The 11,908-nt window shown below is 72.2% G+C and carries 11 protein-coding genes and 1 tRNA gene; 5 read left to right on the top strand and 7 right to left on the bottom strand.

Annotation, left to right across the window (positions count from 1 at the left end):
- Positions 1-41: 41 nt before the first annotated feature.
- The 4 genes from ACFCZN_RS10010 to ACFCZN_RS09995 all read right to left on the bottom strand — a co-directional run bounded on the left by ACFCZN_RS10010 (position 42) and on the right by ACFCZN_RS09995 (position 3,776).
- A complete protein-coding gene (locus ACFCZN_RS10010; protein WP_079574895.1) occupies positions 42-293 on the bottom strand; it encodes an acyl carrier protein in 252 nt (83 codons plus the stop codon).
- 151 nt (positions 294-444) lie between these two features.
- Entirely contained in the window at positions 445-1,470 is a 1,026-nt protein-coding gene (locus ACFCZN_RS10005; RefSeq protein ID WP_429764197.1) for a beta-ketoacyl-ACP synthase III, read from the bottom strand.
- A complete protein-coding gene (locus ACFCZN_RS10000; protein WP_430556674.1) occupies positions 1,467-2,447 on the bottom strand; it encodes an ACP S-malonyltransferase in 981 nt (326 codons plus the stop codon). The genes ACFCZN_RS10005 and ACFCZN_RS10000 overlap by 4 nt, the downstream gene beginning before the upstream one ends.
- Before the next feature lie 96 nt (positions 2,448-2,543).
- Positions 2,544-3,776, bottom strand: a complete 1,233-nt coding sequence (locus ACFCZN_RS09995) for a PucR family transcriptional regulator (RefSeq protein ID WP_429764199.1) — start codon at positions 3,774-3,776, stop codon at positions 2,544-2,546.
- A gap of 99 nt (positions 3,777-3,875) precedes the next feature.
- On the opposite strand from ACFCZN_RS09995, the gene ACFCZN_RS09990 reads away from it, so the two are divergent.
- The gene (locus ACFCZN_RS09990) at positions 3,876-4,550 is read left to right on the top strand and encodes a hypothetical protein (RefSeq protein ID WP_430556673.1); all 675 of its coding nucleotides are present in this window, start codon (positions 3,876-3,878) and stop codon (positions 4,548-4,550) included.
- A gap of 93 nt (positions 4,551-4,643) precedes the next feature.
- Here the strand turns inward: ACFCZN_RS09990 and aceE are convergent, their stop codons facing one another.
- Positions 4,644-7,391 (bottom strand): pyruvate dehydrogenase (acetyl-transferring), homodimeric type, encoded by a 2,748-nt coding sequence (aceE, locus tag ACFCZN_RS09985; RefSeq protein WP_430556672.1) that lies wholly within the window; start codon positions 7,389-7,391, stop codon positions 4,644-4,646.
- 378 nt (positions 7,392-7,769) lie between these two features.
- Between aceE and ACFCZN_RS09980 the strand changes: the two genes are divergently transcribed.
- From ACFCZN_RS09980 to ACFCZN_RS09970, 3 genes are all read left to right on the top strand, one after another.
- Positions 7,770-8,180 carry a DUF3052 domain-containing protein gene (locus ACFCZN_RS09980; RefSeq protein ID WP_429764203.1) on the top strand — a complete coding sequence of 137 codons (411 nt, stop codon included), beginning with the start codon at positions 7,770-7,772 and terminating at the stop codon, positions 8,178-8,180.
- A gap of 4 nt (positions 8,181-8,184) precedes the next feature.
- A complete protein-coding gene (locus ACFCZN_RS09975; protein ID WP_429764205.1) occupies positions 8,185-8,661 on the top strand; it encodes a peroxiredoxin in 477 nt (158 codons plus the stop codon).
- 68 nt (positions 8,662-8,729) lie between these two features.
- Positions 8,730-8,806: transfer RNA gene (locus tag ACFCZN_RS09970), tRNA-Val, on the top strand.
- 95 nt (positions 8,807-8,901) lie between these two features.
- Here ACFCZN_RS09970 and ACFCZN_RS09965 read toward each other — a convergent pair.
- On the bottom strand, positions 8,902-9,552 hold the full coding sequence (locus tag ACFCZN_RS09965) for a TetR/AcrR family transcriptional regulator (protein ID WP_430556671.1): 651 nt from the start codon (positions 9,550-9,552) through the stop codon (positions 8,902-8,904).
- Positions 9,553-9,654: 102 nt separating this feature from the next.
- Here ACFCZN_RS09965 and ACFCZN_RS09960 point away from each other — a divergent pair, with 102 nt between their 5' ends.
- Positions 9,655-10,881 carry an FAD-dependent monooxygenase gene (locus tag ACFCZN_RS09960; protein ID WP_430556670.1) on the top strand — a complete coding sequence of 409 codons (1,227 nt, stop codon included), beginning with the start codon at positions 9,655-9,657 and terminating at the stop codon, positions 10,879-10,881.
- A 219-nt stretch (positions 10,882-11,100) separates the two neighbouring features.
- Here ACFCZN_RS09960 and ACFCZN_RS09955 read toward each other — a convergent pair whose 3' ends face one another.
- On the bottom strand, positions 11,101-11,907 hold the full coding sequence (locus tag ACFCZN_RS09955; RefSeq protein WP_430556669.1) for a lysostaphin resistance A-like protein: 807 nt from the start codon (positions 11,905-11,907) through the stop codon (positions 11,101-11,103).
- Position 11,908 lies beyond the last annotated feature (1 nt).

Raw genomic sequence — 11,908 nt, 5'->3', positions numbered from 1 at the left:
TCACCGGCCCGCCCGCGCGGCGGGGCGAGCGCCCCGCGGCGTCACGCGGCCTGCGCACCCTCGATGTACGAGACGGCGTCGCCGACCGTGGTGAGGTTCTTGACCTCGTCGTCGGGGATGCGGACGCCGAACTTGTCCTCGGCGTGGGTCACGATCGTCATCATCGACAGCGAGTCGATGTCGAGGTCGTCCGTGAACGACTTCTCCGACACGACCGCGTCCGTGGGCAGACCGGTCTCCTCGGCGACGATCTCGGCGAGGCCCTCGAGGATCTCCTGGGAGGTGTAAGCCATGGGGTGCGTCTCTCCTTGAAACGGGGTACCGGCCGTCCGGCACCGTGGGGTGTTGCGGTGCGATTGTCCCGCACCACGGGGGTCGGTCACGACCCCGGGCGGCCGGTCGCGCGACCTGTCGCGCGACCGAGTGCCAGGGTCGCACCAGAGGCTAGGGCAGCACCACGACCTGGGCCGCGTAGACGAGGCCCGCGCCGAAGCCGATCTGCAGGGCCAGGTCGCCCGAGCGGGCCTGCCCCTCGGCGAGCAGCCGCTCCGTGGCGAGCGGGATCGACGCGGCGGACGTGTTGCCGGTGTCGGCGATGTCACGCGCGACGACGACGCTGTCCGGCAGCCGGAGCTGCTTGACGAGCTGGTCGATGATGCGCATGTTCGCCTGGTGCGGCACGAAGACCTGGACGTCCTCGGGCTCGACGCCCGCCTCCGCCATCGCCTTCGCCGCGATCGGGGCCATCTGGAAGCTGGCCCACTTGAAGACGGTCGGGCCGTCCTGGCGCAGCGTCGGCCAGCCGGCCGACGGCTCCGCCCGCAGGTCCGCCCAGCCGCGCGTCTGCGAGATGGCCTGCGACTTCGCGCCGTCCGAGCCCCACACCGTCGGACCGATGCCGGGGGTGTCCGACGGCCCGACGACGGCCGCGCCCGCGCCGTCGCCCAGCAGGAACGAGATGGAGCGGTCGGTCGGGTCGACGAAGTCGGACATCTTCTCGGCGCCGATCACCAGCACGTGCCGGGCGGCGCCCGACCGCACGAGAGCGTCCGCCTGGCCGATCCCGTACGCGTAGCCGGCGCAGGCGGCCGAGACGTCGTAGGCGGCGGCAGGGGTGGCGCCGAGGCGCTCCGCCAGGACGGCGGCACCCGCCGGGGTCTGGTGGAAGTACGTCACCGTCGACAGGATCACCACGTCCACGTCGGCGCCCGTGATCCCGGCGGCGTCGAGCGCCTTGCGGGCGGCCGCCTCGGCCAGGTCGAGCACGTCGACGTCCGCGGCGGCGTACCGCCGGGTGACGATGCCGGTGCGCTGGCGGATCCACTCGTCGGAGGAGTCGATCGGGCCGGCGACGTCGTCGTTCGTCACGACGCGCTCGCCCCGCTCGCCGGCGACGGCCAGGATCCGCGAGAAGCGGACCGGCTCGGCCTGGCGGAGCGCGCGGCGCGCGCCGCTGGACCCGTCGGTCACGCGGACGCCTCCGCGCCGCCCACGACCGAGTGGCGCGCGATGAGGTCGCGCGCCGCCTCGACGTCGTCGGGGGACTTCACGGCGACGGACTCGACGCCCTTGAGCGCGCGCTTGGCCAGGCCCGTGAGGACGCCGCCCGGGGCGAGCTCGAGGATGCCGGTGACGCCGCGATCCGCGAGCGTCGCCTGGCACAGGTCCCAGCGCACCGGGGCGGTGACCTGCGCGGCGAGGCGCGCGAGGACGTCCGTGGCGGTGCCGTGCCCGTGGGAGCCGGCCGCGAGCGTGTCGTAGGTGGCGCCGTCGGCGTCCGAGAGCAGCGGGAGGCGCGGGTCGGTGGCGAGCCAGCCGGTCGCGACCTGCTCGAAGGCGACGCGGGCCGACTCCATGAACGGGGTGTGGAACGCGCCCGCGACCTGCAGCGGGATGACGCGTGCGCGGGTCGGCGGGTCGGCGGCCAGTGCGGTGAGGCGCTCCGGGTCGCCGGCGGCCACGACCTGGCCGCCCCCGTTGACGTTCGCGGGGAACAGGCCGGCCGCCTCGATCGCGGCCAGGACCTCGTCCGGGTCGCCGCCGACGACGGCGCTCATGCCGGACGGCGCGGCCGCGGCGGCCTCCCCCATCGCGCGGGCGCGGTGCGAGACCAGCCCGACGGCGCCGGCGTCGTCGAGCGCGCCCGCGACGGCTGCGGCGCTGAGCTCGCCGACCGAGTGGCCCGCGGTGACGTCCACGACCTCGGTCGTGGGACGGCCGTCGAGGATGGCGCGCAGGGCGAGGAGCGACGACGAGACGATCAGCGGCTGGGCCACGGCCGTGTCGCGGATCGTGTCCGCGTCCGACGTCGTCCCGTGCTGGGCGAGGTCGGTCCCGGCCGCGGCCGAGAAGGAGTCGAGCAGGTCGGCGGTGCCGGGCAGCTCCAGCCAGGGGCTGAGCATCCCGGGGGTCTGAGAGCCCTGTCCAGGGCAGACGACGGCGAGCACGTGCCCACGGTGTCACCTCGCGCGGGGGGTGCGTCGTCGCGACGCGCACGAACCTCGTCGAAAGCGATTGTGGGAATCCTCCAAGAGGGCGGGTACTCAGACGACGCCCGGGTCCCCCTCGAGCTGCCCGAGGGCCAGGGCGATCTGGAGGACGAACGACTCGCGGGCGTCGAGCGGGTCCCAGCCGGTGATCTCGGAGACCTTGCGCAGCCGGTAGCGGACCGTGTTCGGGTGCACGTACAGGCGGCGTGCGGCGGCCTCGAGCGACCGGCCCGTGCCCAGGTACGCGGACAGGGTCTCGAGCACCGAGCCCGACGCCTCCTGCAGGGGGCGGTAGGCCTGGGCCACGAGGGTGCGGCGTGCGGTGACGTCGCCGGTCAGCACGCGTTCCGGCAGGATCTCGTCGGCGAGGACGGGGCGCGGCGCCTGCGGCCACGCGGGTGCCGCGGCCAGACCGGCGAGGGCGGCGGCCGCGGACGCCGCCGCGTCGGAGACGTCGGGCACGACGCCGCCGATCACCACGGGCCCGGGACCGAAGCGGTCCAGGAGGGACGTGGCGGCGGCGACCAGGTCGCCCTCGCCGCCCAGCACGAGCACCAGCCGGTCGCCGTGGATGCCGACCAGGGCGTCGCCGGCCGCGCGGCGGGCGAGCCGCCGGAGCTCGGCCGTGCGGACGTCGTCGAGCCGCGTCGTCGCCTCGCCCACCATCACGAGCGCCTGGCCACGGCCGCTCCACCCGAGCGCCGACACCCGCGAGCGGAGCGAGTCGTCGCCGTCGCCACGCACCAGCGCGTCCACGACCAGGGCCTCGAGACGGGCGTCCCACGCGCCACGCACCTCGGCGGCGCGGGCGTACACCTCGGCGGCCGAGAAGGCGATCTCGCGGGAGTAGCGCAGCACCGCCTCCCGTAGCTCCCGCTCGTACCCGGGGGCCGCGATCTCGTCCGAGTGCTGCTCCACGACGTCGACCATGAGGCGCACGAGCTGCAGCGTGTGCTGCAGGGAGATGGAGCGCGTGAGCTCGGGCGGCGCGGCGGCGAACATCTCGCCCACGCCGTGCGGGGTGGGCGTGGGCTCGGCGAACCAGCTCACGAAGGCGTTGATGCCGGACTGCGCGACCAGGGCCACGTACGACCGGTCCTCCGCCGGGAGGTGCCGGTACCAGTGCACCTCCTCCTCGAGGCGGCGCATCGCGGTCGAGGTGAGCAGCCCCATGCCCTCGCGCACGCGCTGCACGTTCTCGCCCCGGGAGACGGGTGCGCCGTCCGTGCCGCCCTCCGGGACGGCGGTCCCGTCGGTCGTGGAGGTCGGCGTGCCGCTGCTCGTCATGGGTCGAGGATACGGGCGTGGTTGTGGGGAGTGCACAAACGTCCGGACGGGCGGAGCGGGGCCCCGGCCGCGGCGGGGGTCATTGGATAGTGTCGGTCCATGGCCCTCATGCCCCGGCTCCGGCAGCTGCTGCGCCGGCCGTTCTCCGCCTCCACGGTCGCGGCGCGCCGCCCGTCGTCGTCGCGGGAGCACGGGGACAGGCAGTCCGAGGACGCCCTGCGGGCGATCCTCACCGACGACCCGAACGACGCGCCGGCCTTCCGCGCGCTCGCGGAGATCGTGCGCCGACGGGCGGCCGAGTCGCCCAACGCCGAGGACCCGCTCACGGCACCCTCCGACGAGGCCGCGGTGCAGCGGGCCGCCGACCTCGCCGTGTGGTCGCTCGCGGAGGAGCTCGCCGGACATCCGCGCGGCTGGCGCCCGTTGCTCGAGCTCGGACGACTGTCCGTGGCCGACGACCCGGAGGGCGCGGCCCGCCGGCTCGCCACCGCCGCCGAACGAGACCCTGGCGGCGAGGCCCTGGCCGAGGGCCTGGCGATCCTGCGCGAGGCCGGCATGGCGACCGAGGCGCTCGGTCTCGGCATCGGGCACTGGCGCGCCCGCGAGCACACCCCCGAGGTGGGGCGCCAGCTCGTCCTCGCCGCGCTCGAGGCGGGGCGCGTCACGGAGGCGCGCCAGCACCTGGAGTCGCTCGCGCAGCACCCCGGCACGGCCGAGCTGCGGGCGGAGCTGGACCGCGTCGTCGCGGCCCGCGAGCAGACCTCGCCGACGTAGCACCCCGCCGACGTCGCCCCGACGATTCCGCCGGGGACAGCACGAAGGCCCCGAGCCGTGCGGCTCGGGGCCTTCGTGCTGTGCGGCGTGACGTCAGCTGTCGCCGCCCGCGACGCCGGACGTGCCGGCGTTGACGTCGAGCAGGCGGTACTTCTCCACCGCCTTGGCGACGACGTCGGCCGGGACCTCGCCGCGGCGGGCGAGCTGCTGCAGCGTCTTCACGACCATCGACGGGCCGTCGATGAGGAAGAAGCGCCGCGCGGCCGCGCGGGTGTCGGAGAAGCCGAAGCCGTCCGCACCGAGCACCGCGTAGTCGCCCGGGACCCAGGCGCGGATCTGGTCCGGCACCAGGTGGTCGTAGTCGCTGGTCGCGACGAACGGTCCCTGGGCGCCCGACAGCTTCTGTGTCAGGTACGGGACGCGCGGCTCGGCCGTCGGGTCGACCAGCGCGTCCTTCTCCGCGGCGAGCGCGTCACGACGCAGCTCGTTCCAACTGGTCACCGACCACACGTCGGCCGACACGCCCCAGTCCTCCGCGAGGAGCTGCTGCGCCTCGAGCGCCCACGGCACGCCCACGCCGGAGGCGAGGAGCTGCGCCTTGGGGCCCTCGACGTCGGACGTCGCGATCCGGTGGATGCCGCGGAGGATGCCGTCGACGTCCACCTCCTCCGGCTCCGCCGGCTGGATCATCGGCTCGTTGTACACCGTGAGGTAGTACATGACGTTCTGGTCGCGGCCGTCGGACCCGTCGCCGTACATGCGCTCGATGCCGTCGCGCATGATGTGGCGGATCTCGTAGCCGTACGCCGGGTCGTACTGCACCATCGCCGTGTTGGTGCCGGCGATGAGCGGCGAGTGGCCGTCGGCGTGCTGCAGACCCTCACCGGTCAGGGTGGTGCGACCGGCGGTGGCGCCGATGATGAAGCCGCGGGCGAGCTGGTCGCCGGCCGCCCAGAACTGGTCGCCGGTCCGCTGGAAGCCGAACATCGAGTAGAAGATGTAGACCGGCACCATGGCCTCGCCGTGCGTCGCGTACGACGTGCCGACGGACTGGAAGGCCGCGGCGGAGCCGGCCTCGTTGATGCCCGTGTGCATGATCTGCCCCGACTCGGACTCCTTGTAGCTCAGCATGAGCTCACGGTCCACGGCGAGGTAGTTCTGCCCCTGCGTGTTGAAGATCTTGGCGCTGGGGAAGATCGCGTCCAGACCGAACGTGCGGGCCTCGTCGGGGATGATCGGCACGACGCGCTTGCCGAACTCCTTGTCCTTGATGAGGTCCTTGAGCAGGCGCACGAAGGCCATCGTGCTGGCGACGTGCTGCGTGCCCGAGCCCATCTTGAGGATCTCGTAGGCCTTCGGCTCCGGCAGCGTCAGCGGCTTCGGCGTCGAGCGGCGCTCGGGCACGAAGCCGCCCAGGTGGCGACGGCGCTCCAGCATGTACTGGATCGCCTCGTCGTCCATGCCCGGGTGGTAGTACGGGGGCAGGTACGGGTCGGCGTCGATCTGCTCGTCCGTCAGCGGGATGTGCAGGTTGTCGCGCAGCGCCTTGAGGTCGGAGTTCTTGACCTTCTTCATCTGGTGCGTGGCGTTGCGGCCGGCGAAGCTGGAGCCGAGGGCGTAGCCCTTGACCGTCTGCGCGAGGATGACCGTCGGCTGGCCGGTGTGGGCGCGGGCCGCGGAGTACGCCGCGTAGATCTTGCGGTAGTCGTGACCGCCGCGCTTCATGTTCCAGATGTCGTCGTCGGTCATGTTCTCGACGAGCGCCTTGGTCCGCGGGTCGCGGCCGAAGAAGTGCTCACGGATGAACGCGCCGGACTCCGCGCGGTACGTCTGGTAGTCGCCGTCGGGCGTGGCGTTCATGAGGTTGACCAGGGCGCGGTCCTTGTCCGCGTTGAGCAGGGCGTCCCACTCACGGCCCCAGACGACCTTGATGACGTTCCAGCCGGCGCCCTTGAACTGGGCCTCCAGCTCCTGCATGATCTTGCCGTTTCCGCGGACCGGACCGTCGAGGCGCTGCAGGTTGCAGTTCACGACGAACGTCAGGTTGTCGAGCTGCTGGTGCGCCGCCTGCTGCAGCATGCCGCGCGACTCGGGCTCGTCCATCTCGCCGTCGCCCAGGAACGCCCAGACGTCCTGCTGGCTCGTGTCCTTGATGCCGCGGTTGTGCAGGTACTTGTTGGTCCAGGCCTGGTAGATCGCCGAGGCCGGGCCGAGGCCCATCGAGACGGTCGGGAACTCCCAGAAGTCCGGCAGCATGCGCGGGTGCGGGTACGAGGGGAGGCCGCCTCCGGCGTGCGACTTCTCCTGGCGGAACCCGTCGAGCGTCTCGGCCGACATGCGGCCCTCGAGGAAGCTGCGGGCGTACTGGCCGGGGGAGGAGTGCCCCTGGAAGTACACCTGGTCGCCGCCGCCCGGGTGGTCCTTGCCGCGGAAGAAGTGGTTCAGGCCCACCTCGTACAGCGTCGCGACCGACGCGTAGGAGGAGATGTGGCCGCCCACGGAGATCTCGGGGCGCTGGGCGCGCGTCACCATGACGGCCGCGTTCCAGCGGATCCAGGAGCGGTAGCGGCGCTCCATCGCCTCGTCGCCCGGGAAGTACGGCTCGTCGTGCACGGCGATCGTGTTGACGTACGGCGTCGCCACGGTCGCGGGGATGTGCACGTTGCGCTCCCGCGCGCGACGCAGCAGGTTGAGCATGACGTAGCGCGCCCGCGGGCCGCCCTTGTCGTCGATCAGACCGTCGAACGACTCGACCCACTCGCCGGTCTCGGCGGGGTCGATGTCCGGGACGGCGCTGAGCAGGCCGTTGATCAACGGTCCGGTCTCGTCGTACGAAGCCACCAGCAACCTCTCTCATCTTCGGACGGCGTGCGGCACATGGTCGCCGCCCCGGTCCGTGTCAGGCATCCCGTCGTGAAGGCACCGCGTGGCGTGGTCGCGGCGGTGCGGCCCCCGAACGGGTGGTCATCACTCATTGTGTCCCCAGACGGGCCGGGGGAACACCATCGGGCGGTCAAGGATCCGTGATCTACGTCATGCCGCGGGTCGCCGATGTTGCCGAGGTCACTGTGCAGCCCCGCTCCGAGCAAACCACGGGCGGGCGGGGGTTGCCGGGCGGACGTCCTTCCGGTGGACTACGTTGGCGCACACACAGACGTGCGCCCCGCGCGCGTCCGTACGCGTCGGTGATGGTCAGACGGAGAGGAACGAAGGTCCAAAGTGGGTAAGCAGGCGGAATCCCCGGCAGCTCGATTCGGGTTCACGCCCGGGCAGGTCGTGCAGGAGTTCGGGTGGGGAGACGACGTCGACGACGCGCTGCGGGCCGAGGTCGAGGCCGCGGTCGGCAGCGAGCTGGTCGACGAGGACTACGACGACGTCACCGACGGCGTCATCGCGTGGTGGCGCGACGAGGACGGCGACCTCACGGACATGCTCGTCGACGTCCTGACGGTGCTCGACGACGGCGGCCTCATCTGGCTGCTGACGCCGAAGCCGGGTCGCGACGGCCACGTCGGCCACGACGAGATCCAGGAGGCCGCGACCACCGCCGGCCTGCACGCCACGAGCACGTTCGCCGTCGCGCCCGACTGGTCGGCCACAAAGCTGGCCAACCGCGGCCGCGGACGCTGACCTGGTGACGAGCACGGCCCCTGAGGTGCGGTGGCGTGCGGGCGACCCCGCGCCCGACTTCACGCTGCCGGACACGCACGGCACTCCCGTGCACCTCGCCGACCTGCGCGGCGAGGCGGTGCTGCTCGTGTTCTTCCCGTTCGCGTTCTCAGGCATCTGCACCGGTGAGCTGTGCGAGCTGCGCGACAACATCGAGGATTTCGAGGCGGCCGGGGTGCGCCTGCTGGCCGTCTCCACCGACCCGGTCTTCACGCTCAAGGCCTGGCACGAGCAGGAGGGCTTCGGCTTCGACCTGCTCAGCGACTTCTGGCCCCACGGCGCCGTCGCCGACGCCTACGGCGTCTTCGACCCCACGAGCGGCCACGCGCTGCGCGGCACCTTCCTCGTCGATGCCGACGGGATCGTGCGGTGGTCGGTCGTCAACCCGCGTGGCCAACGGCGGGACCTCGAGGCATACCGCGAGGCGCTCGCCGAGATCTGACTCGGAGCAGGGGTGCGCAGGTGTCCGGTGGGGCGCCCCTCGCCGGGTATTCTTTGCTGCGCTGCCCAGGGCCTGTAGCTCAGCTGGTCAGAGCGCCACGCTTACACCGTGGATGTCGGGGGTTCGAGTCCCTCCGGGCCCACCATCCCTTGTCTTGTGGCCCTGACCTGCATCGCTGCGCCGACCGCTCGTGGACTTGAGCGGACAGCCCTACCTCCACAGGGCCATGCAGACCCTCCGCTAGGTGAGGCTGCGGTCGAACTCGTCGTTGGTGAGCGCGGGTGCGGCGAGCGGGGTGGGGGAGTCGCGCCGTGTTCGTAGGCCGTCCAGGAAGAGGCTGACGTAGCGCCGCCACAGGTCGGGCGCGACGTCGCGACTGCGCTCGGTGACCGCGCCCAGCATGAGCTGGATCAGCGGAAAGTCCGACGGCTCGATGTCCGTACGTAGCTGCCCGGCCTCCTGGGCGCGAACGATGAGCCCTTCGACGGCGGGCGAGAGTCGCTCGCTCGCGATGTCGAACGCGACGCCGGTGCCATGGCCGCCCTCGAGGAGGATCTGCCGCAGGCCGCGGTTCTCGGCGAAGTCGGCGGTCGCCGCGAGGAAGAACTGCTCGAACGCCTCCCACGGGTCGTCGAGCAGGAGGGCCTGTTCCGCACGCTCGACCACGCGCTGCACCGCGGTGTCCAGGACGGCCGCGACGAGCTCGCTGCGGTTCGCGAACCGCCGGTAGGCCGTGCCCACGCCCACGCCCGCGTGCCGTGCGACGTCGTCGAGCGTGACGTCGAGCCCGCGGCTCGCGAACAGGTCACGGGCGGAGGCGATCAGGCGCTGACGATTGCGCTCGGCGTCCGCGCGCAACGGCCTGGCGTCCGGGGCTGATGACGTGCTCATGCATCCCAGCCTAGCAATGAAACGGAGGCGGCGGCTCCGGTTCGTGATACGCTCCGTCGCAGAAACGGAGAACAGGTCTCCGCTTGTTGGGAGTGATGAGGAATGAGCGCACCGCGAGCACTGGTCGTCGGGATGGGTATCGCTGGACTGGCCACGGCCATGCGGCTGCGAGAGGTCGGCTGGGAGCCGTTGCTCGTGGAGCGCGCGCCCGAACGCCGCCCGGCCGGCTACTTCGTCGGCCTGTTCGAGACCGGCCGCGCGACGGCGCAGCGCATGGGCGTGCTGGACGCCATCGGCAACCGCGCCGACCCGGACGGCAAGACGTACGACGTCGACAGGTCCGGCACCCGACGCCGCCCGAGCATGGGGTACGGCGACCTGCCCGGCGACCCGCGCCTCATCATGCGCGGCGACATCGAGGCCGCCCTCTACCCCCAGATCGCCGCCACCACAGAGATCCGGTACGGCACCACCCCGGTCGCGATCGACGAGCACGACGACGGCGTCGACGTCACGCTGCGCACCACCTCCGGCGCCGGCCCTGGATGGGCCACGACCGAGACCACCGAACGGTTCGACCTCGTGGTCGGCGCCGACGGCCTGCGCTCGACCGTCCGCCGACTGGCGTTCGGGCCCGACTCCCAGCTGCTGCGCCCGCTCAACCACATCATCGGCGCGACCCTCCTCAAGGAACAGGTGCCCGGATTCCGGCCCACCGACGGGCTGACCCTCGCCGAAGAAGGGCGCTCGGCCTGGGTGTTCCCCTTCGCCGACCACGCACCCGGCGTGCTGTTCTCCTACCGCACCGACGACGAGGACGCCGAGTTCCGCCGCGAGCCCATCGAGTCCCTGCGAGCCGCCTACGGCCCTGAACCGGCGGGCCCGATCCTCGAGAACCTCTTCGAGCAGTTCGAAGCGGCCGACGACAGCCTCTTCGACTCCGTCCACCAGGTCGACATGCCCACCTGGCACACCGACCGCGTCGTCCTCGTCGGCGACTCCGCCTGGTGCCTCACCCTCTACTCGGGCATGGGCGCCTCCCTGGGCCTGGCCGGCGCCGACCTGCTCGGCACCACGCTCGCCCGCAACCCCGGCAACACCACCCGCGCCCTGCGCGAGTGGGAGCAGCGCCTGCGCCCCTTCGTCGACGTCCAGCAGCGCTCCGGTCGCACCGACGGACTGTCCATGTTCGTGCCCCAGACCCGACGTGACCTCGCCACCCGCAACGTCATGTCCAAGGTCACCAGCAACAAGCTCACCAACCGACTCATGCGGGCCGCGATCGCCACCAAGTTCAAGGAGAAGTCCCTCGACATCGCCGCGCCGTGACCGGACCGCCGAGTCACCCACCAGCGCCGGGGCCGCCCATGCTTCTGTCGCAACCGTCCATCGGACACTCCCGGGTGAGCGCCCAGCGCGGAGGAGAAGCAGGCGGCCAGCGGTCAAGCTGCGCTCGCGTGAGCTGGCCCGCACTGTGAGGATCCTGAGGTGGTGGCAGTCGGTCGGCTGCCATTCGCAGGCTCGGTGACGTCGCGGAACCGTCGTGGTTCAGCGTGGCTGTCGCGCCCGGCGGCCGACCGACACGATGAGCGGAATGCTCAGCACCCCGAGGAGCGTCAGCGCCATGGCGCCCCACAAGGGCGGATTGCCATTGCTGGAGTCCGAGTAGCCGGCTGCGTAGAGCGCGAAGTCGGCCAGGAAGTGGAGCGCGATGGCGAGCCACAGGCCCCCGGCGGCGCGCCGGACGGCGTAGTAGACGGCGCCGAGGAACGACGTGACTGCGACCTGGATGAGGGTGGGGACCAGCGGGGCGCCGTGCAGCAGGTTCAGGGTGTGCAGTGCTCCGAACACCAGGCACGTCAGGAAGAACGCGGGCAGCTCGGACCACGAGCCGCGGGCGCCGGTGAGCAGGATCCCGCGCAGTGCGAGCTCCTCGGTGAACCCGACCAGGAGCGTACCGGCCGCCACGACCACGAGATAGCTGGGGGCCTGGGTCCAGTCGACCTGGCTGAGGTTCCCGGCGATGACCACCAGATAGACGGCCGGGAACGCCCACCACCACGGCGGCACCCGCTGACGGGGAGTCTCGTGCCAGACGGGAGCCCACCAGCCCGCGCGGCGCACGAACACGACCAGCAGGACGGCGATGATCGTCAGGGGCAGGACGTGCGTGCGCAGGAACGCGAGAGTGGGATCGGTGATCTCGCCGTCGCCGCCGCCGGGCAGCAGGTCGTCGATCGTGATGAGGACGGCGTAGGCCACGACCACGGCGAGGCCGACGAGAACGGTGGGCCTGACGCGCACGTCCTCGGCCTCGTCCCGTGTGCTGGTGGTGCCCGGAGGATCGACCGGCATG

Origin of the sequence: Isoptericola sp. NPDC056134, assembly GCF_042264825.1 — a bacterium.
GTDB classification, from domain to species: Bacteria; Actinomycetota; Actinomycetes; order Actinomycetales; family Cellulomonadaceae; genus Isoptericola; species Isoptericola nanjingensis.
The sequence above is the reverse complement of the archived record's forward strand: the minus strand, read 5'-3'. Positions and strand labels throughout refer to the sequence as shown.

Bases quoted from the DNA above. Each gene is read 5' to 3' on its own strand.
- ACFCZN_RS09990 (WP_430556673.1), top strand. From the start codon at position 3,876: ATGGCCCTCATGCCCCGGCTCCGGCAGCTGCTGCGCCGGCCGTTCTCC.
- ACFCZN_RS10010 (WP_079574895.1), bottom strand. From the start codon at position 293: ATGGCTTACACCTCCCAGGAGATCCTCGAGGGCCTCGCCGAGATCGTC.
- ACFCZN_RS09955 (WP_430556669.1), bottom strand. From the start codon at position 11,907: ATGCCGGTCGATCCTCCGGGCACCACCAGCACACGGGACGAGGCCGAG.
- ACFCZN_RS09960 (WP_430556670.1), top strand. From the start codon at position 9,655: ATGAGCGCACCGCGAGCACTGGTCGTCGGGATGGGTATCGCTGGACTG.
- ACFCZN_RS09965 (WP_430556671.1), bottom strand. From the start codon at position 9,552: ATGAGCACGTCATCAGCCCCGGACGCCAGGCCGTTGCGCGCGGACGCC.
- ACFCZN_RS09995 (WP_429764199.1), bottom strand. From the start codon at position 3,776: ATGACGAGCAGCGGCACGCCGACCTCCACGACCGACGGGACCGCCGTC.